At 65.6% G+C, this 22,233-nt stretch carries 25 protein-coding genes; 15 read left to right on the plus strand and 10 right to left on the minus strand.

Annotated features, from left to right (window positions below; translation table 11 throughout):
- The first annotated feature begins 95 nt into the window (after positions 1–95).
- From ACVIYL_RS41995 to ACVIYL_RS42020, 6 genes are all read left to right on the plus strand, one after another.
- Positions 96–659, plus strand: a complete 564-nt coding sequence (locus ACVIYL_RS41995; RefSeq protein WP_456781382.1) for a nucleoside 2-deoxyribosyltransferase — start codon at positions 96–98, stop codon at positions 657–659.
- The gene (locus ACVIYL_RS42000) at positions 656–1,417 is read left to right on the plus strand and encodes a TlyA family RNA methyltransferase (RefSeq protein ID WP_456781383.1); all 762 of its coding nucleotides are present in this window, start codon (positions 656–658) and stop codon (positions 1,415–1,417) included. Before ACVIYL_RS41995 ends, ACVIYL_RS42000 begins: the two co-directional genes overlap by 4 nt.
- A complete protein-coding gene (locus ACVIYL_RS42005) occupies positions 1,410–2,651 on the plus strand; it encodes a class I SAM-dependent RNA methyltransferase (RefSeq protein WP_456781384.1) in 1,242 nt (413 codons plus the stop codon). The genes ACVIYL_RS42000 and ACVIYL_RS42005 overlap by 8 nt, the downstream gene beginning before the upstream one ends.
- Positions 2,652–2,705: 54 nt before the next feature.
- Positions 2,706–3,539 carry a nucleotidyltransferase domain-containing protein gene (locus ACVIYL_RS42010; RefSeq protein ID WP_456781385.1) on the plus strand — a complete coding sequence of 278 codons (834 nt, stop codon included), beginning with the start codon at positions 2,706–2,708 and terminating at the stop codon, positions 3,537–3,539.
- 95 nt (positions 3,540–3,634) lie between these two features.
- Positions 3,635–3,898, plus strand: a complete 264-nt coding sequence (locus ACVIYL_RS42015) for a type II toxin-antitoxin system TacA family antitoxin (RefSeq protein WP_229159997.1) — start codon at positions 3,635–3,637, stop codon at positions 3,896–3,898.
- Between the two features lie 3 nt (positions 3,899–3,901).
- The gene (locus ACVIYL_RS42020) at positions 3,902–4,396 is read left to right on the plus strand and encodes a GNAT family N-acetyltransferase (RefSeq protein WP_225645581.1); all 495 of its coding nucleotides are present in this window, start codon (positions 3,902–3,904) and stop codon (positions 4,394–4,396) included.
- A gap of 6 nt (positions 4,397–4,402) precedes the next feature.
- Here ACVIYL_RS42020 and ACVIYL_RS42025 read toward each other — a convergent pair whose 3' ends face one another.
- Positions 4,403–5,254: a DUF1194 domain-containing protein gene (locus tag ACVIYL_RS42025; protein WP_456781386.1), complete on the minus strand. Its 852-nt coding sequence runs from the start codon at positions 5,252–5,254 to the stop codon at positions 4,403–4,405.
- Between the two features lie 233 nt (positions 5,255–5,487).
- On the opposite strand from ACVIYL_RS42025, the gene clpS reads away from it, so the two are divergent.
- Together clpS and ACVIYL_RS42035 are read left to right on the plus strand one after the other, a co-directional pair.
- Positions 5,488–5,793 carry an ATP-dependent Clp protease adapter ClpS gene (gene clpS, locus ACVIYL_RS42030; protein WP_021076758.1) on the plus strand — a complete coding sequence of 102 codons (306 nt, stop codon included), beginning with the start codon at positions 5,488–5,490 and terminating at the stop codon, positions 5,791–5,793.
- A 90-nt stretch (positions 5,794–5,883) separates the two neighbouring features.
- Positions 5,884–6,648 (plus strand): hypothetical protein, encoded by a 765-nt coding sequence (locus ACVIYL_RS42035; RefSeq protein WP_456781387.1) that lies wholly within the window; start codon positions 5,884–5,886, stop codon positions 6,646–6,648.
- On the opposite strand, the gene ACVIYL_RS42040 is transcribed toward ACVIYL_RS42035, so the two are convergent.
- From ACVIYL_RS42040 to ACVIYL_RS42050, 3 genes are all read right to left on the minus strand, one after another.
- Positions 6,645–7,838: an adenylate/guanylate cyclase domain-containing protein gene (locus ACVIYL_RS42040; protein WP_456781388.1), complete on the minus strand. Its 1,194-nt coding sequence runs from the start codon at positions 7,836–7,838 to the stop codon at positions 6,645–6,647. The two genes, ACVIYL_RS42035 and ACVIYL_RS42040, sit on opposite strands and share 4 nt — an antisense overlap.
- Before the next feature lie 44 nt (positions 7,839–7,882).
- A complete protein-coding gene (gene aroC, locus ACVIYL_RS42045) occupies positions 7,883–8,971 on the minus strand; it encodes a chorismate synthase (protein ID WP_283063333.1) in 1,089 nt (362 codons plus the stop codon).
- Between the two features lie 75 nt (positions 8,972–9,046).
- Positions 9,047–9,646 (minus strand): histidine phosphatase family protein, encoded by a 600-nt coding sequence (locus tag ACVIYL_RS42050; RefSeq protein ID WP_456781389.1) that lies wholly within the window; start codon positions 9,644–9,646, stop codon positions 9,047–9,049.
- A gap of 227 nt (positions 9,647–9,873) precedes the next feature.
- Between ACVIYL_RS42050 and ACVIYL_RS42055 the strand changes: the two genes are divergently transcribed.
- Positions 9,874–10,362 carry a sigma-70 family RNA polymerase sigma factor gene (locus ACVIYL_RS42055; protein ID WP_016844579.1) on the plus strand — a complete coding sequence of 163 codons (489 nt, stop codon included), beginning with the start codon at positions 9,874–9,876 and terminating at the stop codon, positions 10,360–10,362.
- Positions 10,363–10,429: 67 nt separating this feature from the next.
- Positions 10,430–11,194, plus strand: coding sequence for an anti-sigma factor family protein (locus tag ACVIYL_RS42060; protein ID WP_456781390.1), 765 nt, complete (start codon positions 10,430–10,432; stop codon positions 11,192–11,194).
- A 385-nt stretch (positions 11,195–11,579) separates the two neighbouring features.
- Here the strand turns inward: ACVIYL_RS42060 and ACVIYL_RS42065 are convergent, their stop codons facing one another.
- Both ACVIYL_RS42065 and ACVIYL_RS42070 read right to left on the minus strand, forming a co-directional pair.
- On the minus strand, positions 11,580–12,539 hold the full coding sequence (locus tag ACVIYL_RS42065; protein ID WP_225645587.1) for a DnaJ C-terminal domain-containing protein: 960 nt from the start codon (positions 12,537–12,539) through the stop codon (positions 11,580–11,582).
- Between the two features lie 119 nt (positions 12,540–12,658).
- Positions 12,659–13,066 carry an RT0821/Lpp0805 family surface protein gene (locus ACVIYL_RS42070; RefSeq protein ID WP_057015270.1) on the minus strand — a complete coding sequence of 136 codons (408 nt, stop codon included), beginning with the start codon at positions 13,064–13,066 and terminating at the stop codon, positions 12,659–12,661.
- Between the two features lie 108 nt (positions 13,067–13,174).
- Here ACVIYL_RS42070 and pdxH point away from each other — a divergent pair, with 108 nt between their 5' ends.
- Both pdxH and ACVIYL_RS42080 read left to right on the plus strand, forming a co-directional pair.
- Positions 13,175–13,816, plus strand: a complete 642-nt coding sequence (pdxH, locus tag ACVIYL_RS42075) for a pyridoxamine 5'-phosphate oxidase (protein WP_225161649.1) — start codon at positions 13,175–13,177, stop codon at positions 13,814–13,816.
- Positions 13,817–13,971: 155 nt separating this feature from the next.
- Entirely contained in the window at positions 13,972–14,724 is a 753-nt protein-coding gene (locus ACVIYL_RS42080; RefSeq protein WP_018270354.1) for an SDR family NAD(P)-dependent oxidoreductase, read from the plus strand.
- A gap of 133 nt (positions 14,725–14,857) precedes the next feature.
- Here ACVIYL_RS42080 and ACVIYL_RS42085 read toward each other — a convergent pair whose 3' ends face one another.
- Together ACVIYL_RS42085 and ACVIYL_RS42090 are read right to left on the minus strand one after the other, a co-directional pair.
- Positions 14,858–15,082 (minus strand): hypothetical protein, encoded by a 225-nt coding sequence (locus ACVIYL_RS42085; RefSeq protein WP_028334509.1) that lies wholly within the window; start codon positions 15,080–15,082, stop codon positions 14,858–14,860.
- Between the two features lie 130 nt (positions 15,083–15,212).
- A complete protein-coding gene (locus ACVIYL_RS42090) occupies positions 15,213–16,190 on the minus strand; it encodes a magnesium transporter CorA family protein (protein WP_092083830.1) in 978 nt (325 codons plus the stop codon).
- Positions 16,191–16,528: 338 nt separating this feature from the next.
- Between ACVIYL_RS42090 and ACVIYL_RS42095 the strand changes: the two genes are divergently transcribed.
- Positions 16,529–17,206, plus strand: coding sequence for a L,D-transpeptidase (locus ACVIYL_RS42095; RefSeq protein WP_057015206.1), 678 nt, complete (start codon positions 16,529–16,531; stop codon positions 17,204–17,206).
- A gap of 17 nt (positions 17,207–17,223) precedes the next feature.
- On the opposite strand, the gene ACVIYL_RS42100 is transcribed toward ACVIYL_RS42095, so the two are convergent.
- Positions 17,224–18,402, minus strand: coding sequence for an extensin family protein (locus tag ACVIYL_RS42100; protein WP_456781391.1), 1,179 nt, complete (start codon positions 18,400–18,402; stop codon positions 17,224–17,226).
- A gap of 76 nt (positions 18,403–18,478) precedes the next feature.
- On the opposite strand from ACVIYL_RS42100, the gene ACVIYL_RS42105 reads away from it, so the two are divergent.
- Together ACVIYL_RS42105 and ACVIYL_RS42110 are read left to right on the plus strand one after the other, a co-directional pair.
- Positions 18,479–20,107 carry a 3-(methylthio)propionyl-CoA ligase gene (locus ACVIYL_RS42105; RefSeq protein ID WP_456781392.1) on the plus strand — a complete coding sequence of 543 codons (1,629 nt, stop codon included), beginning with the start codon at positions 18,479–18,481 and terminating at the stop codon, positions 20,105–20,107.
- Between the two features lie 243 nt (positions 20,108–20,350).
- Entirely contained in the window at positions 20,351–21,199 is an 849-nt protein-coding gene (locus ACVIYL_RS42110; protein ID WP_456781393.1) for a DUF1499 domain-containing protein, read from the plus strand.
- Positions 21,200–21,291: 92 nt separating this feature from the next.
- On the opposite strand, the gene ACVIYL_RS42115 is transcribed toward ACVIYL_RS42110, so the two are convergent.
- On the minus strand, positions 21,292–22,209 hold the full coding sequence (locus ACVIYL_RS42115) for an MBL fold metallo-hydrolase (protein WP_456781394.1): 918 nt from the start codon (positions 22,207–22,209) through the stop codon (positions 21,292–21,294).
- Positions 22,210–22,233 lie beyond the last annotated feature (24 nt).

Below are 22,233 nucleotides of genomic sequence, written 5' to 3' on the forward strand. Positions count from 1 at the left end.
GACGGGCGGCGCTCACTGGAGCATTTTCGGTTCCGATTGAATCAGAACCGAAGCTCCGGGTTCTCGCTCGAAAACGCACCAGCCCCGGCAAGTCCATGAAGATCTATCTGGCAGGTCCTGACGTGTTCCTGCCGGATGCCGTGGAGATCGGCCGCCGCAAGGCGGAGGTTTGCGCCTATCACGGGCTGATCGGGCTGTATCCGCTCGACAACAGCATCGATCCCACCGCCGCCGGCGTCTCGCTCACCATCTTCAAGAGCAACGAGGCGATGATGGAGTCTGCCGACGCCATCATCGCCAACTTGACGCCGTTTCGCGGCCCCAGTGCCGACGCAGGCACGGTTTACGAACTCGGCTACATGGCGGGACGCGGCAAACTGTGCCTCGCCTATTCCAACGATCCCACGTCCTACGCCAATCGCGTGGCGCGGCTCAGCCAGGTCGTGCCGGCATCCGACGGACGCCTGATCGATGCGGAGGGGCTGACGGTGGAAGAGTTTGGATTGCCGGACAATCTGATGATGATGCACGCGCTCGACCTGCACGGCAGCCCGCTGGTGACCCCGCGCGAGCCGTCGGCCGACCTCTGGCACGACCTCACCTCCTTCGAGGCCTGCGTGCGGCTCGCCGCCGCGCAGCGCCGGCAGGCGGCGAAGTGACCAGAGCGGGCGACAACGACAACGACGCATCTTCCGGCAAGCGCATCGACGTGCTGCTGGTGGAACGCGGCCTGTTCGAAAGCCGGGCCCGGGCGCGCGCCGCCATCGACGCCGGCCTCGTCACCGCCGACGGCAGGCAGATCGCGAAGGCGTCCGAGATCGTCGCACCGGGCGCGGCACTCTCGGCCGAGCCGGCGCATCCCTATGTCTCGCGCGGCGGCGTCAAGCTCGCCGGCGCACTCGAGCACTATCCGATCGACGTCGAGGGCCATGTCTGCCTCGATGTCGGCGCCTCGACCGGCGGCTTCACCGAAGTGCTGCTCGCCAACGGCGCTAGCCTCGTGTTCGCCATCGATGTCGGCCACGGCCAGCTGCATCCCTCGCTGCAGGGGCATCCGAAGATCGTCTCCATGGAGGCGACCGACATCAGGAGTTTCGAGGGCAAGCGCCTGCCGGCGCGGCCCGACATCGTGGTGATCGACGTCAGCTTCATCTCACTGAAGCTGGTGCTGCCGGTGGCGCTGTCGCTGGCGGCAGCTCCGATGCATCTTTTGGCGCTGATCAAGCCGCAATTCGAGGCGGCGCGCAAACACTCCAAGCGCGGCGTGATCCGCAACGCGATGGTGCACCAGGAGATCTGCGACGATATCGCCGCCTTTGCCGCCTCGCAGGGCTGCACCGACATTCAGGTGTTCCCGTCCTCGATCCCGGGCGGCGACGGCAATATCGAATTCTTCCTCGGCGCGCGCCGTGGCTGAGCTTCTCACCATCGACCATGTCGGCCACCGCGGCGACGGCGTCGCGATCGAGGGATCGCAATCGATCTTCGTGCCTTATGCGCTGGCCGGCGAAACGGTCGAGGTCGACGACGTCCCGGGCAATCATCCCGACCGGCGGCGGCTGCTGCGGGTCGCGCGGGAAAGTCCCGAGCGCATCGCACCGTTCTGTCCGCATTTCGGCGTCTGCGGCGGCTGCGCGATCCAGCACTGGAACGACGAAGGCTACCATGCCTGGAAGCGCAACATCGTGGTCGAGACACTGGCGCAGGCGAAGATTGCGGCGGACGTCACAGCGCTGGTCGATGCCCATGGCGCAGGCCGTCGCCGCATCACGCTGCACGGGCGCATGGGCACCCATGACGTCCTCAAGGTCGGCTACGCCGCGGCAGGTTCGCACGACATCATCCCGGTCGATCGCTGCCCGATCCTCGATCCTGCGCTCGACGGCGCGCTTGAGGCGGCCTGGGCCACCGCCGAGCCGCTGACCGCGATCGGCAAGCCGCTCGACATCCAGGTCACCGCAACCGTCAACGGCCTCGACATCGACGTGCGCGGCTCCGGCGCGCTGCCGACCAGCCTGATCACCACTCTGTCGCGCGTCGCGCAGAAGCACCGGCTGGCGCGGCTAACACGCCACGGCGAGCTGGTGCTGCAGCGCGGCTCCCCCGAGATCGCGATCGGAAAGGCGAAGGTCGTGCTGCCGCCCGGCTCATTCCTGCAGGCGACCGTCAAGGGCGAGGAGACGCTGGCCGCGCTGGTTCGCGAGCATTGCGGACGCGCCAAGCATATCGCCGACCTGTTTTGCGGCGTCGGTCCGTTCGCGCTGCGCCTCGCGGAGAAGGCGCGGATCGCGGCATTCGACAGCGACACGGGTGCGATCACCGCGCTGCAGAAGGCCGCGCAATCGACGCCGGGGCTGAAGCCGCTCAAGGCCGAGGCGCGCGACCTGTTCCGCCGCCCCTTGATGCCGCAGGAGTTGCGCGACTACGACGCCGTCGTGTTCGATCCGCCGCGGCAGGGCGCGCAGGCGCAGGTCACCCAGCTGGCGGCGAGCAAGGTGCCGGTGATCGTCGCTGTGTCCTGCAACGCCGCGACGTTTGCGCGCGACGCGAAAATCCTGATCGACGGCGGCTACAAGATCGCAGCCGTCACACCGGTCGATCAGTTCCGCCACACGGCGCATGTCGAGCTGGTGGCGCGGTTCGCGCGCTGACAGGACGGAGCGGCTATCGCTGAGCGCGGGCAGTCTCGCTATAGTCTGCGCTCCATGTCCGACGATCCGCTGCTCGCACGCATCATCCCCGTTATCGCCGCCGTACCGGGCGTCGCCGCCATCGTACTCGGCGGCTCGCGGGCGCGCGGCACGGCGCATGACGCCTCCGACACCGATATCGGCCTCTACTATCGGGATGGCGCCGCGCCGGATATCGATCGGCTGCGCGAAGCTGTAACGGGTCTGGTCGACGATCCTGCTGTTGCGCATGTCACGCCGGTCGGCGAATGGGGACCGTGGATCGTCGGCGGCGCCCGGCTCGCGATCGGCGGCCGCAAGGTCGACCTGCTCTACCGCAGCATCGATCAGGTCTCCGCTGTCATCGATGCTTGCCGGAACGGCGAGATCAGCATGCACTACCAGCCGGGCCATCCGCACGGCTTCTGCTCGGCGATCTGGATGGGCGAGGTCGCGCTGTGCCATCAGCTGCACGATCCCGACGGCCTCGTCGCGGCGCTGAAGGCAAGGACCGCGCCCTACCCGCCGGCCCTGCGCGATGCGCTGATCCGGCGCTTTCAATGGGAAATCCTGTTCAGCATCGAGAATGCCGAGCTCGCCGTGCCGCGCGGCGACAGCGCGCATATCGCGGGCTGCGCCTATCGCGCGCTAACCTGCATCGCACAGGTGCTGTTTGCGCTGCACGGGCAATATCTGATCAACGAAAAGAGCGCGCTGGCGCAGGCCGCGAATTTTCCGGTGACGGTTCGCGGCCTCGCTGGCCGCGCCGCGGAGGTCTGGCGGCAGATCGGCGCGACCGAGCATGCCGCCGCGTTGCAAACGTTGCGTTTACTGGAAAACGAGCTTGAGAAGCTGTTGCTCAATACCTAGCCGTATTGCAAAATGCGCTACATGACTATAGATTATTCGCGATGGAGTAGTCTCCGATGCCCCGGACCGTCCGACACAAAGATCACCCGCTTTCGATGCGGCTGCCCGACGCCGACATCGCCATCATCGACAGGGCGGCAACGCTGCGCGGCCGCTCGCGAACGGATTTCGTCCGCGAAGCGGCCGTGCGCGCCGCCGAGGATGTCTTGATGGAAACGGTCCCGATCCGCATGAGCTCCGCAGGTTTCAAGGCCTTCATGACGGCGATGGCCGGACCTGCCAAACCCGTACCGGAGATGCAGGAGCTGCTTCGGCGTGCCGCACCGTGGGAGAAGTCCGGTTCGAAGAAGAGGAGCTGAGGCTTGGCCATTTCGGGGCCCGAGCCACTGACGTCGGCGCACGATGTAGCGTCATTCTCTTGTGGCAAGTCGTCGCTCGACCGCTGGCTGAAGACGCGGGCGCTCTCAAATCAGGAGAAAGGCTTCACCGCGGTTCTGGTCGTCCACGAAGGTAATCGCGTGGTTGGCTACTACGGCCTCGCACCGACCGCGATTGTACCGACGAGCCTGCCGCGTTCGATCCGAACCGGTCAACCGCCCGATCCCGTACCCTGCCTGCTGTTGGGGCAACTTGCGACGGACCTGAACTGGATTGGCAGGGGAGTCGGCACCGGCCTGCTCAAACACGCGCTGCAACGCTGCGTTACCGCCGCTGGATTGATTGGCGGCCGAGCATTGATCGTGAATGCCGTGGATGCTGAGGCGGCGACTTTTTGGCAACGACGTGGATTCATACCGTCCAAAGATGATCCGCTGATCCTGTTCCGATCGATCGCAGATATCGCGGCCTCGTTGTAACCGCCGCTACCGCCCCCAGCGGTCCTGCCAGATTTTCTCGCCGATCAGGCAATTGACCCGCGGCTCCTTCTCGGCGGTCCGCATGATCGGGCGCTCGGGGGTGCGGCCGGCGACTTCGAGCAGCAGCTTGGTGCGGATCGCCTCCTTGAACTTCTCACGATCCTTGATCGTCACCACGAAGGAGCCCGGTCCGCCGATCACGCAGTCCTCGTAGTAATAGTCGAGATTCTCGATATCCATCGTCGAGTAGGACGGTTCCTTCACCATGATCGGCAGACCGTTGATGACGATGCCCTTGTCGAGCGCCGCATCGCGCGCGGGCGTGATCGGCGTGCCGTTGTTGTTGGGCCCGTCGCCGGAAATATCGATCACGCGGCGCAGGCCGCGATGCGGATTCTCTTCGAACATCGGGATCGCGAAATAGATCGCGCCGGAGATCGAGGTGCGCGAGGCGCGGCGCACCGGCGTCTTCATGATCTCGGCGGCGACCGCATCGGCGGATTCAGGGCCGTCGATCACCCGCCAGGGGATGATGATCTTCTGATCGTTGGAGGCGGCCCATTCGAAATAGGTGATCGAGATCTTGCCGTTCGGACCGGCCTTCAGCGCCTGCAGGAAATCCTTGGAGACGATCGCCTGCGCATAGCCCTCGCGCTGGATCGCGAGTTCGTCCATGTCCATCGAATAGGAAACGTCGACCGCGATGATCAACTCGATGTCGACGCTCGGTGTGGATTCCTTTTCAGCCAGGCGATGGCCGGGCTGGGTTCCCGGGCCGGGCGCGGCAACACCGGCCACATCGCCGCTGGCCAACATGCCCGCGACAAGCACCGCTCCGATCGAGACATACCAGCGCATTGCGGCCCTCCCGTCGTATGAGTGTCATGGTGACACGCAATTCAGGCGGCGAAAAGCGCAGATATCAGCTGTCCTTCACATTCAGGTTAGACGTCTACGCTCAAGTCAGACTTCGCTTGCCTCGAATGCGGCGACACGCGCCGTGCCGTTGCCGCAATGACGCCGTGCAAATCGAACGGTTCCAAGGCGCACCTGAAGACGGTATTCTTACGGGGCAATCGCGAGGGAGTGCGATGCCAGATACCGTCGTCAAGCCGAAAACCAGGACGAAGACCAAGGTCGAGCGGCCGCGCCTGCACAAGGTGATCCTGGTCAACGACGACTACACGCCGCGCGAATTCGTCGTCACCGTGCTGAAGGGTGAATTCCGCATGACCGATGACCAGGCCTACAAGGTGATGCTGACGGCGCACCAGCGCGGCGTCTGCGTCGTCGCTGTCTTCACCAGGGACGTCGCCGAGACCAAGGCGACGCGCGCCACCGACGCCGGCCGCGCCAAGGGCTATCCGCTGCTGTTCACCACCGAGCCCGAGGAATAGCGCGCCAGCGCCAGATTGCCACAGGCCTTGCCGCGAATTTTAGCGATCGCGGCGACCGGTGCTTTAGGGATCGCATGGCATGAACGCGGCATGTCCGTCGCGCTGCGCCAACAACTTTCCCTGCGGAAGACCCGCCCTGAGACCTCGTTCGGGCCATTTCGCCCGTTGCCCGCCCTGCCCTGGCTCATCATGGCGGCGGCGCTGCGGATCGTCGGTTTCGGCAGGCCCGGCCTGACGCTGCCCGCGCTGGTGCTGGCCGACATCTGCGTGCTGCTCGCCTTCTTCGCGACAGCGCGGGACTCGATCCAGGCTGCCGGAGGCCAATCGTCGCTCGGCGAATGGACCCTGGCCGAGCAGACCAGACTGTCGGCGTCGATCCTGTGGCGGATCATGCTCGTGATGATCGTGGCATCAGTCGGCACCGCCGCGGTCGGCTTCACGTCGTTTGCTCCGCATTTGATGTGGGGCCTCGACGGCATGGCCTTCGATCAGGACTCCGATCTCGGCCGGTTCTGGAGTGCGGCGATCGCAGCGCTGGTGCTCTTGATCATCGTCAATGCGGAAGGCAATGGCGGCCGTGTCGCACTGTTTGCCGCCGTCAAGGATCTGGGCCGGCATGCGCTGTGGCTCGGCGCCGCGGTGCTGGTGCTCGGTGCGATCAACGTCGCGCTGGGCTACGGTCAGGAGCTTGTCCGCACCGCGATCTGGCACTTCTGGCAGACCGCGACGGTGGGCCAGCCGCTCAAGAACCTGGTCTACGTCGTCTTCATCTTCAGCTTCGCGATGCTGCGGCTGTGGATCATGCTGTCGATCCTGACCTTCGGCCTGAAGCAGTCCTACGCCCGCGGCGGCTAGCTCGCAGCAGCGACCGGCGCCTCGTCGTACAGGCCGTAGACCCGTTCGGCCTTGGCAAATCCCGCGATCGGAAACTCGCCGAGATCGCTCCAGCCGCCGTCGCTGATGCCGGCGAAGCGCTCCGAGGCCACCACTGTACGGCCGAGACGGCCGGCGATCTTCTCCAGCCGCGCGGCAAGATTAACCGCCGGACCGATGCAGGTGAAGTCGAGCCGGTTGCCGCCGCCGATATTGCCGTAGAGCACGCGCCCGAGATGCAGCGCGAGGCCGAAGCGGAAGCGTTCGACGGCATCGCCATTGGCGAATTGCAGCGCCTCGACGCCGGCGCGGGACGCGCGCGCGGCCTCCAGCACGCGTGAGCAGACCTGCACCTCGTCGCCGAGATATTCGTCGATCGGGAACACCGCGAGCAGGCCGTCGCCCATGAATTTGAGCACCTCGCCGCCATGGTCGCGGATCGCGGTGACCTGGCAATCGAAGTAGAGGTTGAGGATCTCCACGACAGTCTCGGCCGGCAGGCGGTCCGACAGCGCGGTGAAGCCGCGCAGGTCCGACAGCCAGATCGCGGCATCCATCGTATCGGCATGGCCGCGCCGGATCTGGCCGCCCATGATGCGCTCGCCGGCACGGTTGCCAACGTAAGTGTCGAGCAGCAGTGTGGCAGTGCGGCGCAGCGTGATGATCTCGATGTAGCGTGCGAGCGGCACCGTGATCGAGCGGATCGCGTCGAGCTGCTCGTCGGTGAAGCCGCCCGGCAGCCTGGTGGTCCAGCTCGAAGCATTGACGAAGCCATCGGTATAGACCAGCGGCATGGCGATGTAGTCGGTCACGCCCTCTTCCTGCAGGTCCACGACGATCGGAAAGCGCTTGCTGGCGGGATCGTCGAGCCGCGCACGTACTTCAACGCCTTGCTTGAAGACGATCGACAGCGGGCTGGCGGCAAAGTCCGGGGAGTCCAGAATGTTGTGATCGACGGTGCCGGTTTCGACTTCGCTACCCGGCTTCCAGAAGAAATGGCGGCCGTAGATCTCCGGATGCAGCGTGCGCACGAAGACGCCGATGCGCCACAGCGGCAGGCCGGCCCGCACCAGCCGTTCGCAGCATTCCGCCATCATCTGCGGCGGGGTCGGCGCCGACCGCGCGCCGCCGATCATCCACTCGATGATGTCCCGAAGCTCCGACGCGTTCATGGCATTCCCCCAGGGCGGTCTGGCGACCGCCACTATATAAGGGATCAGCGCCCGGTCTGCCCGCGGTCGCGCAGAAAATGATCGGCCAGCACGCAGGCCATCATGGCCTCGCCGACCGGCACCGCCCGGATGCCGACGCAGGGGTCGTGGCGGCCCTTGGTCAGGATGTCGGTATCCGCGCCCTTGCGGTCCACGGTCCGGCGCGTGGTCAGGATCGAGGAGGTCGGCTTGACCGCAAAGCGCACCACCACCGGCTGCCCGGTCGAGATGCCGCCGAGGACGCCGCCGGCATGGTTGGACAGGAAACGCGTTCCGTTGTTGCCGGTCCGCATCTCGTCGGCGTTCTCCTCGCCCGACAATTCGGCGGCGCCGAAGCCGGCGCCGATCTCGACGCCCTTGACCGCGTTGATGCTCATCATCGCCGCCGCCAGGTCGCTGTCGAGTTTGGCGTAGATCGGTGCGCCGAGCCCGGCCGGCACGCCCTCGGCGACGACCTCGATGACGGCGCCGATCGAGGAGCCGCTCTTCCTGATGCCGTCGAGATAGCTTTCGAAGAACGCCGCCTTGTCCTTGTCGGGACAAAAGAACGGATTGTTCGCAATCTCGTCCCAGTCCCACTTCTCGCGGTCGATCTTGTGCGGCCCCATCTGCACCAGCGCGCCGCGCACCTTCACCTCGGGCAGCACCTTGCGCGCGATCGCACCGGCCGCGACGCGGGTCGCGGTCTCGCGCGCGGAGGAGCGTCCGCCGCCGCGATAGTCGCGCAGGCCGTATTTCGCTTCATAGGTGAAGTCGGCGTGGCCGGGGCGGAACTTGTCCTTGATCTCGGAATAATCCTTCGAGCGCTGATCAGTGTTCTCGATCAGCAGCGCGATCGGCGTACCGGTCGTCACCTGCACGCCGGTTTCCGGATGCGCCATCACGCCGGACAGGATCTTCACCGCATCCGGCTCCTGGCGCTGGGTGGTGAAGCGCGACTGGCCGGGGCGGCGGCGGTCGAGGTCGTGCTGAATCTCCTCCACGGTCAGGGGGATCAGCGGCGGGCAGCCGTCGACGACGCAGCCGATCGCGACCCCATGGCTCTCGCCGAAGGTCGTGACGCGGAACATATGGCCGAAAGTATTGAAGGACATGGCGTGTCGTAACGCGCAGGGTCGGCAGCGTCAAACGAGTTTCATGGCCCCAAAGACGCGGGTGGCCGGGCGCCTTTAACTATACTTCCGCAGGCCCGCCGCGCCGAACACATAGACCGCCCCCTGCTCGATAGTGAGTTCGGCGGCCGAGGCCGGCGTCTCGAAGCCGAGCGCCACCATCAGCGCCCGCGCCGTACCGCCATGGGCGACCGCGACCGTGTCCGACGTCACCGAGCGGTACCAGTCGGTCATTCGCGCCTGCACGTCGACATAGCTCTCGCCGCCCTCCGGCGACACCGTCCACTTCTCGGCCAGGCGGCGGGCATAGACGGCGGGGTCGGCGGCCTGCGCCTGCGCCAGCGTCGAGCCTTCCCACGTCCCGTAGCCGATCTCGCGCAGCCGCGCGTCGAGGGCGTAGTCGCCCGGCGGCAGGCCGAGTTCGGCGCGCACCAGCTCCATGGTGGCGCGCGCCCGGATCAGTGGGCTTGCGACGAACGGCAGCGTCGTCCCATCACGGCCGTCGCGCGCGAGGAGATCGCCGAGGATGCGCCCGGCATGCGCCGCCTGGGCGCGGCCGCGCTCATTGAGGGCGATGTCCTGCACGCCCTGGAGCCGGCCTTCGGCGTTCCACGCGGTCTCGCCGTGGCGGATGTAATAGATCGTCGGTACCGGCATTCCCGTAACGGCTGGTCCCTGCTGCGCGAGAGGTCGGCCGCCTCAAGGCTTCCACGCTTCGAATTTTTTCGGCTCGGAGGTACACCAGCACTTCGGCTGGCGACAAGCCCAAATCGGCCGCAGCTTGGGCGGTATGCGCGCAGATCGGCGCAGACGGAATAGCCACGCCGCCAGGGTGTTATGTTGGACAAGGCGGCTATCGCCGAGACCATCGAAGACTGGGATGCATGACCGCGTTTCGTCAAAGTGTCGAAGCCATGATACCGGCGCTGCGTCGCTATGCGCGCGCGCTGGCGCGTGACACGGATATCGCCGACGATCTGGTGCAGGACACGCTGGTGCGGGCGCTGCGCTCGGAGCGGCTGTTTCTCGGCGGCGACGTCAGGAGCTGGCTCTACACGATCCTGACCAATCTGAACAAGAACCGCCGGCGTTCGCTGGCGCGGCGGCCGGCCTTCGTGCCGCTGCTCGACAACAATGCCGACGCCAGCGGCACCGAGGCCGAGGGACGCGACATCGAGCGCGCGCTGTCGACGCTGGTCGAGGAGCAACGCTCGGTGCTGCTGCTCGTCATGCTGGAGGGCATGAGCTACCGCGAGGTCGCCGATATCCAGGGCGTGCCGATCGGCACGGTGATGTCCCGCCTCGCCCGCGCCCGCGCCCATGTCCGGGCCTCGATCGAGGGCCAGCGCCCGGCGCTCCGGCGGGTGAAATGATAATGTGCGCGATGGCCGGCGTTATGCATGAACGATTTTCGAACAAGATTTGGCAGAGACCACTGATATGACCGACCCGAACATTCCCGTCACCGAAGACGAGTTGCACGCTTACGTCGACAACGAGCTGCCGGCCGAACGCCGCGGCGATGTCGAGGCGTGGCTTGCCGCGCATCCCGACGACGCGGCGCGGGTGCAGTCATGGCGTGCGATGGCCGAGACACTGCATGCACGCTACGACACCGTGCTGGACGAGGCGGTGCCGAAACGGCTCGAACTCGAGCGGCTGGTGCGCCAGCCGCGCCGCTGGGTCTATGGCGCGGTGGCGGCGACGGTCATGGCCTTCGTCGCCGGTGGCGGCGCCGGCTGGATCGCGCGCGGAGCGGCGGCGACGCCGTCGGCATTCCAGAGCTTCACGGTCGATGCACTCGATGCGCATCGGCTCTACGTGGTCGAGGTCCGGCATCCCGTCGAGGTGCCCGGCAGCGAGCGCGACCACCTGCAGCAATGGCTGACCAAGCGCTGCGGCTGGGACGTCCGCGCGCCGGAGCTGACCGGGCTGAAGCTGGTCGGCGGCCGCCTGCTGCCCGGACCGAGCGGCCCGGCGTCGTTCCTGATGTATGAGAGCACGTCGGGTGAGCGGTTCACGGTCTACACCGCCAAGGTGAAGACCGAGGCGACCCAGATGCGCTACGCCGTGCAGGGCAGCGACGGCGCGCTGTTCTGGGCCGATCGGGGCGTCGCCTATGTCGTCAGCGGCGGCACCGATCGCACGCGCCTGACCCAGGTCGCGCAGGCCGTCTACGATCAGATGGAGAAGGGCGGCGGGTGATCTTCCGTAATTTTACGGAAGATCAGGCCGTCGAAATTGCGTCATTTCGAGCAAGTGAATCCAGCCTCACTCAGCGTCCCAATTCCGACATCGAAAACTTCGATTCGCGTCATCGACGCGTCTCATTATCGCACCGGATGCTCACGCGAAGATGATCCGCGCCCGATCCGCCGATCGGCGCACGCGGCCTCGATTGGGGTTTTGTGTACCGCGCTGGTCCCCCTCTCGAGGCCGCACTCCTTTTCCGTCATCCGGTCTGCACGCCGCAGACCTCGGACGGATCGTCGTCCTTTGTGACGCGCTCGCAATGCCCGCGTCTACCCCGATAGAGTCCGGGGTAGTGCAGTTTCGCGTCTTCGCGTCTTTTGGGGCGCGTTATCGGCGGTCAGCCGAGATCGCTACGCGGATTGTAGGGTTTTTGATCCCGCCATGTCTGCATCAATGCCTCAAGCTCGGCATCGTTCCCGTCGGGAAGGATGATGCGGGTCGTGACATAGAGGTCGCCGGTCGCGCCCGCCTTCGACAGCCCCTTGGCCTTGAGGCGGAAGGTACGGCCGCTCGAGGTGTTCTTCGGGATCGACAGTTCGACCGCGCTGCCAAGCGTCGGCACGCGGACCTTGCCGCCCAGCACCGCCTCGTAGAGGGTGATGGGCAGGTCGATCCTGAGGTCGTTGCCGTCGACCTTGAAGAACGGGTGCGGCGCGATCGAGATCGTGATCAGGAGATCGCCGGGCGGATGGCCTTGCGCGGTCTCGCCCTGCCCCTTCAGCCGGATCTGCTGACCCGCAGCAACCCCGGGCGGAATCTTGACGTTGAGCTCGCGGCCGGTCGGCAGGCGGACGCGCTTGTCGCCGCCCCTGACCGATTCCTCCAGCGACACCGTCATGGCGACCGACAGATCAAGGTCGACGCCGACCCCGCCGCCGTCAAACTCGAACGGACTGGCCCGGCCCGCGCGGCCGCCACCGCCGCGAGCGGCATTGCCGAACATGCTGTTGAGGATGTCCTCGAAGCTGCCGCCGCCCATGCCGCCGCCGGGCCCGGAGCGGAAACTGTACTCAAAGCCACCCGGACCGGCACGGCCGCCGGCACCACCTCCGCCAGGGAAGCCCTGGAAGCGCGGCTTGCCTTCGGCATCGATCTCGCCGCGGTCGAACTGCTTGCGCTTGTCCTCGTCGCCAACGATCTCGTTGGCCGTGTTGATCTCCGCAAAGCGGGCCGCCGCCTTCGGGTCGTTCTTGTTGTTATCAGGGTGATGCTTCTTGGCGAGCTTGCGATAGGCGCTCTTGATCGTCGCAGCGCTGGCGCTCCGCTGCACCCCCAAGACCTCATAGGGGTCGCGCATCCGTCACGTCTCCTTCACGGGAAAAATCAGTCCTGGCCGGGAACCCGTCCGGGCCCACTTTGCCTTCATGTGGGGGCTCAGTGGCATTTTTGCAACTTAGCCCGGCTTCGCCGGAATTCTCAGGATTTTCTCCAGGGCTTCAGGCTATGGATTTCCCACCGCCCTTGTCCAGCCTTGCATGCGGCGCCCTGCAGCCAGCTCTCGGTGGCTCCGTTGACGTAGCTGGCAAGGAAATCCCGGCACGTCTTGCCGTCCTCGCCCGAATAGGCCTGGGCCAGCGGCGTCACCGAGCCGCGCGCGCCGGTTTCAGGATTTTCCCAGGGCTGGCTGGAATCCTTGTCGCCCTTGGTCAGCACGTCGGAGGCGGCATTGCGGGCGAAGGCGAGATCGCTGTCGGTCGGCATCACCGCATTGATCTGGGTCGGCCTGATCGAGCCCGTCACATCCTTGTCGTCCAGCTTGGCGAAGGCGTCGCTGCGCGACAGGCTGCAGCCGCTTGCGCCGACGCCGATCAGGATCAATGTCACCACCGCGCCTGCGGGGTGGATCGCCGATAGGCCAACGCGCCCCCATGCCCTATATAGGGCTAGTAACGCGCTTTCAGACGCGGGCGGATGCAAATCGGGACTCCTGACATGACCGACACGACCTCCATCAAACACCCGACACCGTTAACATCGGGTGATTTCACCGCGGCGGAGGAGCCGTTCGCCCTGTTCGCCGAATGGTTTGCGGACGCGATCAAGTCCGAGCCGAACGATCCGAACGCGATGGCGCTTGCGACCGTCGATCCCGACGGCCTGCCCGACGTGCGGATGGTGCTTATGAAGGGCTTCGATGCCGACGGCTTCGTGTTCTATAGCCACATTGCGAGCGCCAAGGGCCGCGAATTGGCCGCAAATCCTAAGGCCGCTTTACTCTTCCACTGGAAATCGCTGCGCCGCCAGGTGCGCATCCGCGGGCCGGTCACGCCGGTGACCGATGCCGAGGCCGACGCCTATTTCGCCACAAGGCCGAAGCAGGCGCAGATCGGCGCCTGGGCCAGCAAGCAGTCGCAGCCGCTGGAGAGCCGCTTCGCCTTCGAGCAGGCGATCGCCAAGACCGGTGCGAAATACGTCATCGGCGAGGTGCCGCGGCCGCCGGGCTGGAGCGGCTGGCGGATCACGCCGCAGCGCTTCGAGTTCTGGCACGACCGCCCGTACCGCCTGCACGATCGCATCGAATTCCGCCGCGACGGCGCCGGCAGCGCCTGGTCGAAGGTGCGGCTCTATCCCTGAAAGCTGCGACCGTCATGGCCGGGCGAAAGCGCGAAGCGCATCTTCGTGTAAGATGACCCGGCCATCGACGTCTTGATCCCAAGTCATCCCAAGTCGTTCGAAGGCGTGGATGCCCGGCACGCCGCCGCGCATGACGAAAACGAAAGAAACCGTCGATGCCCCACCCATCCAATGCGCCGCGGCGCACGCTGCTCTTGACCGGCGCAAGCCGCGGCATCGGCCATGCCACCGCGATCCGGTTCTCGTCCGCCGGCTGGCGCGTCATCACCCTGTCGCGGCATGCGTTTCCCGAGGTCTGCCCCTGGGGCGCCGGGCCGGAAGACCATATCGAGGTCGACCTCGGCAGCCATGACGACACCGTGCGCGCGATCTCCGAGATCCGCAGGCGGCTCGAGAACGATGAACTGCACGCGCTGGTCAACAACGCCGCGATCTCGCCGAAGGCTGCGGGCGGCGGCCGGCTCGGCACCATGGACACCGACATCGAGACCTGGACCCACGTTTTCCACGTCAACTTCTTCGCACCGATCATGATCGCGCGCGGGCTGATCGAGGAGTTGAAACACGCCAAGGGCGCGGTGGTGAACGTCACCTCGATCGCCGGCTCGCGCGTGCATCCGTTTGCCGGCGCGGCCTATGCGACGTCGAAGGCCGCGCTCGCGGCGCTGACGCGCGAGATGGCATCGGACTTCGGCCGCGTCGGCGTCCGCGTCAACGCGATCGCGCCGGGCGAGATCGATACCTCGATCCTGTCGCCGGGCACCGAGAAGATCGTCGACCAGCAGATCCCGATGCACCGCCTCGGCACGCCGGACGAGGTCGCCAAGATCATCTACGTTCTCTGTACGGAGACCAGCTCTTACGTGAACGGTGCGGAGATCCACATCAACGGTGGTCAGCACGTCTGAGCTTGGGAAGAGCCGTATTTCGGGGAAGGAAGTTTTGAGGCGATCCCGGCCGCCGCCGCGGCCGTCATTGGGATTGCTTCACTTGCAGGCGTAACAAACACAAACGAGGCTTCTGCCTCCGAGGCTTCGGCCTCTAGTCTGCGTAAAACCGACGCGACTTCTTCTTCTCGGGCTGCCGCAGCGCGACGTCGTTCAGCGCGCTCGAGCATTCGTCTTCGTCCTCGCCATCCAGCAACGCAGCGCCACAGTAACGGCAAAGTCTCGGCGAGATCGCCTGCACCTTGCCTGCTGCGCGGTCCTGTTGATAGCGCGCAAAGTCGATGACGTTACGCCGTGGCGTTATGATCTTCTCAACCATTGCTGTCCTCCGGCTTCGAGGCGGGCGTTATCGCAGACAAGTTTCGCCCAAACGTTCAGCGCAACGCTCAAATTTTAGCAGAGGAAATAAGGCAGGAAGCGCGTCCCAAAACGCGACGCGTGGAACCGGTTTACAGCCACTTCTTCCACTTGAAGATCCAGTACGGCACGACAGCCGCGATCAGCATCAGCACCAGTGCATACGGATAGCCGTGCGCCCACTCGAGTTCCGGCATGATCTTGAAATTCATGCCGTAGATCGAGGCAATCAGCGTCGGCGGCATCAGCACTACCGCCATCACCGAGAACAGTTTGATGATGTTGTTCTGTTCCAGATTGACCACGCCGAGCATGGCGTCGAGCACGAAGGTGATCTTGTTGGAGAGATAGGAGGCGTGGTCGGTCAGTGAGGCCACGTCACGCTGCATGGTCTTGAGCTGCTCGCGCATGTCCTTGGACCATTTCACGCCCTCGACCACCGCGGAGAGGAAGGTGACGAGGCGGCCGATCGAGACCAGGCTTTCGCGAACCTTCGAGGTCAGGTCGCCCTTACGGCCGATCGCGATCAGAATCTGCGAATATTGCTTGGCGTGGCCGTGGCGCTCGCTCTCCGGCTCGAAGATGTCGTGGGACACCTGGTCGATATCGGCCCCACAGCGCTCCAGAATGTCGGCGCAACGGTCGATCACCGCGTCCAGCAGTTCCATCAGCACCTGCTCGCCGGTGATGCTGGGGGAACAGGCGCGCGCCAGCTTGTTCTCGACCAGCGCGAACGGCTTCGGCAGGTCGTAGCGCACCGTCACCAGCCGATGACCGGTGAGGATGAAGGTCACCGCCGTGGTGCGCGGCATGTCGGTGTCGGACTGGCACATCAGCGTCGCGGTCATGTAGCGCGCGCTGTTCTCGATATAGAGCCGGCTGGAGATCTCGATCTCCTGCATGTCTTCCCGGGTCGGCACCGCGATCCCCGCGAGCTTCTCGACCGCCCGGTCCTCCTCCACGGTCGGATTCACCAGATCGACCCAGACCGCTCCCTCGGGCAGCGCGCCGAGGTCCGTCGCGGTGGCCTTCTTGAGCGAAAACTCGGACGGAACGAACACCGACAGCATCACGAACTCCACGAAACAGGGCTGGCAGGACCCGCCGACTTAGCGCGATTCTGGGGGGCGCTTCATGACCGGGGTATTAACCGGGCATCCATACTTGTGGCGGCCAGGCGGCAGCGACGTGACGCCGACTCGTCGACCGTTGCCTGTTTGCACAAAAACCAACCCGGCACCAGAACAGTTGCGGCAAAAAAGCCACAGACAGCGTCCCGCGATGCGGGAAAGGCATCTAGACTCTGGGAATAATGGCACGTTTCGGCAATAATGCCGCTAATGGAATCGTGGCGTTTGGGGCGTAATAGTGGCGCTTTCGAGCGCGGATTTTCGATTGGAATGTAATCATGTCGTCGCTCAAAGTTACCCTCGGAATCCTGGCCGCGGGCCTGATGTTGTCGGGCTGCATGCAGGCCACAACCTATGAGGCAACCAACACCGCGAATTTCAAGCCGCGTGACAAGGAACTCCTGGCCAAGACCACTTACGTCAAGACGCCGGTCGCTGAACCGTTCCGCCGCGCCATCGTCGAGTACCACCGCAAGGAAGCCCCCGGCTCGATCGTGGTCGATTCCGACAACCATTACCTCTATTACGTGCTGAACGACGGCAAGGCGATCCGCTACGGCATCACCGTCGGCGAGGAAGCCATGGCCTGGTCCGGCATCGCCAAGGTCGGCAGCATGACCGAATGGCCGGCCTGGCACCCGACCCCCGGCGAAATCTCGCGCCTTGGCGTCCCGACCTTCGTGGCCCCGGGCCCGGACAATCCGATGGGCTCGCGCGCGATGTATCTCTATTCGGGCGGCAAGGACACGCTGTTCCGCATCCACGGCACTAACCAGCCGGAATATATCGGCGCGTCGATCTCCTCGGGCTGCATCCGCATGACCAACGAGGACGTCATCGACCTCTACAACCGCGTCAAGCTCGGCACCATCGTCGTGGTGCTGGAGCCGAAGCACGGCGACTCGCCCTACAAGCCGCAGATGGCGCTGCAGGGCGGCGGCGGCACGACCTACTGATCCAATCGCAATCGCGATCAAAAGCGCCGGCTTTGCCGGCGCTTTTTTGTTGGCTGCGGTTTGGTCTCGGCGCTGCGGTCGGGCGCGGTCGCATCATCTGATTTTGTGGCGTCCGGCTTGCCGGTGCCAGACTTGCCGTGGTCAGCTTTGGATGTGTCCGCTTTCGGCGCGTCGGATTTGGCGGCGACCTCGCGCGGCGGCGCCTCTTCGGGGCGCTCGGCCGGCAACAGCGGCGCGACCTGCGGCAGCGGGTCGTCCACGTTCCACTGGCAGATCCGGTAATTGTTGCGACGCTCGATCAGGTCCAGATGGATGTGGTCCTCGTGGTACCAGTCCGAGCCCGGACCGAGCACCGTGGAGAAGCGGGCACAGACCGAATGCAGCACGGTCTCGCGCAAGGTCCGCGGCACGCTGCGGTCGGTCAGCGAGATCGACTTGCCGTTGGCGAGACCGAGCGCGCGGACGTCGAGCGCATTGGCGCGGCCGTGCTCGGAGAGCTGCGCTCCGGCGACCCGATTGCGGCCGCGGCACTCGAACGAGTCGAAATTGTCGAGATTGCTGATCCCGCCCCCGAGGCTCTGCGCGAGCGGCGCGATATCGGTGCGGACCCAGTCGGCGACCGCAGCGGCCATCTTGCAGCGGAGGATCGCGGCGGGCTTGACCGCGACCTTGCGCTTGTCCGCCAGCACGATCGCCTCGAGCCGCACCAGATCCTCGCCGCCGCAGCCCCCGGCGCCGTGGATATCCGGAATGCTCGGGGCGATCGCGATCTCCTCGGTCAGCGCCTGCCGGCAGGCCGAAGGCTGCGGCGCGGCGGGCTCGGCCGGCTTGGCGGCATCAGCGGGCTTGGCCGTCTCGCTGGGCCTTGCCGCCTCAGCAGGTGCGGCCGGAGACTGCGTCCCGGCCGCGGGCGGCTCGGGCTCGGTTGCCGCGGGCGCGTGGGCTGCCGCCGGCGCCTCAGCCGGGCGAGGCTTCGGCAGCGGCACCGCTGCGCGGCGGGCTGCCTTGTGCGGCCTTTGCGGCCGGGTGCCGAACAGATCGTCCCACGGAAAGCTGGGCACGCGGCGGGCGGCCTCGGCGGGGCCTGCTTGCATGCCAAGGCAAAGCAGCACGGCGGCGGTAACCATTGCCGCGCCCCCGCGACGAAACGCGCCAACAGGCCATTTTCGGCTTGCTTTCTCCGCGCTAAAGTTCATGTCAGTTCCATGATTTTACTGCCGGCCGTCCAAGATGCCGGCGGATCATGTGTGAGGATCGAGGAGGGATTCGCGTATGCTTGGTTTGATGCAAGATTGGCCTTTGCTGTGTCACAAGATTATTGAGCATGCCGCCAAATATCACGGCACACAGGAAGTCGTGACGCGGTCGGTCGAAGGCCCGATTCATCGCACCACCTACGCCCAGATCCACACCCGCGCACTGAAGGTCTCGCAGAGCCTGGAACGCGACGGCATCCAGCTCGGCGACCGCGTCGCCACCATCGCCTGGAACACCTGGCGCCACCTCGAGGTCTGGTACGGCATCATGGGGATCGGCGCGATCTGCCATACGGTCAATCCGCGCCTGTTTCCGGAGCAGATCGCCTGGATCGTCAACCACGCCCAGGACCGCATCGTCATCACCGACCTCACCTTCGTTCCGGTGCTGGAGAAGATCGCAGGCCAGCTGCCGAGCGTCGAGCGCTACGTTGTGCTGACCGACAAGGCGCACATGCCGCAGACCACGCTGAAGAACGCGGTCGCCTATGAGGACTGGATCGCGGCATCCGACGGCAAGTTCGAGTGGAAGACCTTCGACGAGAACACCGCGGCGGCGATGTGCTACACGTCCGGCACGACGGGCGATCCCAAGGGTGTACTTTATTCGCACCGCTCCAACGTGTTGCACGCGCTGATGGCCAACTCGAAGGACGCGCTCGGCACCTCCGCGTCGGACACAATGCTTCCGGTGGTCCCCTTGTTCCATGCCAACAGTTGGGGCATCGCCTTCTCCGCGCCGTCGATGGGCACCAAGCTCGTGATGCCGGGCCCGAAGCTCGACGGCGCCTCGGTGTACGAATTGCTGTCGACCGAGAAGGTCACGCACACCGCCGGCGTGCCGACGGTGTGGCTGATGCTGTTGCAATACATGGCCGCCAACAACGTCAAGCTGCCGGATCTGCAGATGGTGATCTGCGGCGGGTCGGCGATGCCGCGCTCGATGATCAAGGCGTTCCTCGACATGGGCAGCCAGGTGCGCCACGCCTGGGGCATGACCGAGATGAGCCCGCTCGGCACGCTGGCAACGCTGAAGCCGCCGTTCACCGAGCGCACCGGCGAGGAGCGGCTCGACATCCTGCAGACCCAGGGCTATCCGCCGTTCGGCGTCGAGATGAAGATCACCGACGATGCCGGCAAGGAGCTGCCGTGGGACGGCAAGACGTTCGGCCGTCTCAAGGTCTCGGGCCCGGCGATCGCCAAGGCCTATTTCCGGGTCGACAGCAACATCCTCGACGATGCCGGCTATTTCGACACCGGCGACGTCTCGACGATGGACGAGCACGGCTACATGCGGATCACCGACCGCTCCAAGGACGTGATCAAGTCCGGCGGCGAATGGATCTCCTCGATCGATCTCGAGAACCTCGCGGTCGCCCATCCGGCGGTCGCGGAAGCCGCCGTGATCGGCGTCCATCACCCCAAATGGGATGAGCGGCCGCTGCTGATCGTGCAGCTCAAGCAGGGCCAGAGTGCCACGCGCGAGGACATCCTGAAGTTCATGGACGGCAAGATCGCCAAATGGTGGATGCCCGACGACGTCGCCTTCGTCGACGGCATTCCCCACACCGCGACCGGCAAGATCCTGAAGACGGCGCTGCGCGACCAGTTCAAGGACTACACGTTCCCGACCGCCGCGGCGTGAAAACAAACGCTCGTCATGCCCGGGCTTGACCCGGGCATCCACGACTTCATCGTGCGGCAAGACATGGATGACCGGGTCATAGGCGAGCGGAAGCGACGCCGTCCTTCGGACGGCTATGCCCAGCCATGACGATTCGGGGTAAAGCCCAAATCCCTTGAATTCGCCGCAGGTCCGTGGTCTCACACGACTGATCGCGGCGGCCGAGGTCGCCTGAGGACATCTCAACCGGCAGATTTTTCGACGATGGCGCGCAGGTTTTCCGCTCCCTACCAGCAGGAGCCCGTGTCCGGTCTCGCCACCTGGTCGCGCAACCTCGCCATCTTCTCCGTCATCGCGGTGGTCGTTTCGATCCTGATCGTCCGCTTCGGGTTCCTGGAGATCAAACCGGCGCTGGCGACCTTCTTCGGCGCGCTGGGCCTGGCAGGCCTGTCGATCCTGCTTGGGCTGGCCGCCTTTGCCGCGATCTGGCAGAACGGCACCCGCGGCATGGGCCGGATCCTGCTCGCGCTGCTGATCGACGCGGCGATCCTCGCCTACCCGGCCTACCTCATCTATCAGTACCGCAAGCTGCCGCGGATCTACGACGTCACCACCGACGCGATCGACCCGCCGAAATTCGAGGCGCTGGCGCGGCTGCGCACCGGGGAAGGCACCAATCCTGCCGCCTATGCCGGCCTCTATTCGGCCGAGCGGCAGCGCGCGGCCTATCCCGATATCGAAACCGTCGAGCTCGAAACCCCGGTCGACCGCGCCTATGAGCTGACGCTGCGGCTGGTCAACCGTCGCAAATGGCTCGTCATCGACGCGCGCGCGCCGCAGCTGCCCCGCCGCATCGGCCGCATCGAGGCGGTGGCGCGGACGCCGATCATGGGTTTCCGCGAGGACGTCTCGATCAGGGTCACCCCTGACGACGAGGACTCCCGCGTCGATATCCGCTCGGCGTCGCGCTATTTCGACACCGATCTCGGCAGCAACGCCGCCCGCGTCAAGAAGCTGATCGAAGACCTCAACAGCGCGGCCGAGAACGACAATGCCAAGCCGGCGAAGAAGGCGGCGCCTGTCGCGCCAAAGGCGCCGCCGGCGAAGAAGTGACGCGGTAGCGTCATTCCGGGGCATCGCGCAGCGATGAACCCGGAATCTCGAGATTCCAGGTCTGGTGCTTGGCACCATCCCGGAATGACGAACTAGGCCATCCGATACGTCCCGCCGATCACCGGATCGCCGTCCGTCGCCACGACGCCGCGTGCGACAAGGTCCTCCAGATGCGCCAGCACCGAATAGCCGGCGGCATTGGCGAGCCGCGGATCGAGCCCGATATAGATCGCCCGCACCATGGTCGGAATGTCGGCCTCGCCCTTGCCGAGACGATGCAGGATCGACGCCTCGCGCGCCCGGCGATGCCGCGCCAGGAAACGGACGTAGCGCGGGCCCTCCGGAATCTCCGGGCCGTGGCCGGAGAAATAAAGCTGTTCGGGCCGCTGTTCCAGCCGCTCCAGCGAGGCCATGTAATCGATCATCGAGCCGTCCGGCGGCGCCACGATCGAGGTCGACCAGCCCATCACATGGTCGCCGACGAAATTCATGCTGCGCTCGGTCCAGGCGAACGCCAGATGGTTGGCGGTGTGGCCGGGGGTCGCGACCGCCTCCAGCGCAAAGCCAGCGCCCTCGATGACGTCGCCATGCTTGACCTGCACGTCGGGTCGGAAATCGCGGTCGGCGCCGGATTCCGGATTGTGCTTTTCGCTCTCGAAGCGCGGCCGCGAGGCGCGGTGCGGCCCCTCGGCATAGACCGGCGCGCCGGTCGCGGCCTTGATCCGCGGCGTGTTCGGCGAATGGTCGCGATGGGTATGGGTGACCAGGATATGCGTCACGGTCTCGCCCTTGACCGCATCGAGCAGCGCCTTGGCATGCGCCTCGTCGTCGGGACCGGGATCGATGATCGCGACCTTGCCCTCGCCCACGATGTAGCTGACCGTGCCGGTGAAGGTGAACGGGCTCGGATTGTTGCAGAGGACACGGCGAACGCCGGGGCGGACCTGTTCGACCACGCCGGGCTTCAGCGGAAAGTCGCGGTTGAACGGGATGTCGTCGTTGTCGGCCATGGGGATTTTCTCTGCATCGTCATT

The organism is Bradyrhizobium sp. USDA 3315 (assembly GCF_054056795.1).

Excerpts from the sequence above, each read along its gene's own strand:
- ACVIYL_RS41995 (WP_456781382.1), top strand. The coding sequence starts at position 96 with ATGAAGATCTATCTGGCAGGTCCTGACGTGTTCCTGCCGGATGCCGTG.
- ACVIYL_RS42010 (WP_456781385.1), top strand. The coding sequence starts at position 2,706 with ATGTCCGACGATCCGCTGCTCGCACGCATCATCCCCGTTATCGCCGCC.
- ACVIYL_RS42015 (WP_229159997.1), top strand. The coding sequence starts at position 3,635 with ATGCGGCTGCCCGACGCCGACATCGCCATCATCGACAGGGCGGCAACG.
- ACVIYL_RS42025 (WP_456781386.1), bottom strand. The coding sequence starts at position 5,254 with ATGCGCTGGTATGTCTCGATCGGAGCGGTGCTTGTCGCGGGCATGTTG.
- clpS (WP_021076758.1), top strand. The coding sequence starts at position 5,488 with ATGCCAGATACCGTCGTCAAGCCGAAAACCAGGACGAAGACCAAGGTC.
- ACVIYL_RS42035 (WP_456781387.1), top strand. The coding sequence starts at position 5,884 with ATGTCCGTCGCGCTGCGCCAACAACTTTCCCTGCGGAAGACCCGCCCT.
- ACVIYL_RS42040 (WP_456781388.1), bottom strand. The coding sequence starts at position 7,838 with ATGAACGCGTCGGAGCTTCGGGACATCATCGAGTGGATGATCGGCGGC.
- aroC (WP_283063333.1), bottom strand. The coding sequence starts at position 8,971 with ATGTCCTTCAATACTTTCGGCCATATGTTCCGCGTCACGACCTTCGGC.
- ACVIYL_RS42050 (WP_456781389.1), bottom strand. The coding sequence starts at position 9,646 with ATGCCGGTACCGACGATCTATTACATCCGCCACGGCGAGACCGCGTGG.
- ACVIYL_RS42055 (WP_016844579.1), top strand. The coding sequence starts at position 9,874 with ATGACCGCGTTTCGTCAAAGTGTCGAAGCCATGATACCGGCGCTGCGT.
- ACVIYL_RS42060 (WP_456781390.1), top strand. The coding sequence starts at position 10,430 with ATGACCGACCCGAACATTCCCGTCACCGAAGACGAGTTGCACGCTTAC.
- ACVIYL_RS42065 (WP_225645587.1), bottom strand. The coding sequence starts at position 12,539 with ATGCGCGACCCCTATGAGGTCTTGGGGGTGCAGCGGAGCGCCAGCGCT.
- pdxH (WP_225161649.1), top strand. The coding sequence starts at position 13,175 with ATGACCGACACGACCTCCATCAAACACCCGACACCGTTAACATCGGGT.
- ACVIYL_RS42080 (WP_018270354.1), top strand. The coding sequence starts at position 13,972 with ATGCCCCACCCATCCAATGCGCCGCGGCGCACGCTGCTCTTGACCGGC.
- ACVIYL_RS42085 (WP_028334509.1), bottom strand. The coding sequence starts at position 15,082 with ATGGTTGAGAAGATCATAACGCCACGGCGTAACGTCATCGACTTTGCG.
- ACVIYL_RS42090 (WP_092083830.1), bottom strand. The coding sequence starts at position 16,190 with ATGCTGTCGGTGTTCGTTCCGTCCGAGTTTTCGCTCAAGAAGGCCACC.
- ACVIYL_RS42095 (WP_057015206.1), top strand. The coding sequence starts at position 16,529 with ATGTCGTCGCTCAAAGTTACCCTCGGAATCCTGGCCGCGGGCCTGATG.
- ACVIYL_RS42100 (WP_456781391.1), bottom strand. The coding sequence starts at position 18,402 with ATGAACTTTAGCGCGGAGAAAGCAAGCCGAAAATGGCCTGTTGGCGCG.
- ACVIYL_RS42105 (WP_456781392.1), top strand. The coding sequence starts at position 18,479 with ATGCTTGGTTTGATGCAAGATTGGCCTTTGCTGTGTCACAAGATTATT.
- ACVIYL_RS42110 (WP_456781393.1), top strand. The coding sequence starts at position 20,351 with ATGGCGCGCAGGTTTTCCGCTCCCTACCAGCAGGAGCCCGTGTCCGGT.
- ACVIYL_RS42115 (WP_456781394.1), bottom strand. The coding sequence starts at position 22,209 with ATGGCCGACAACGACGACATCCCGTTCAACCGCGACTTTCCGCTGAAG.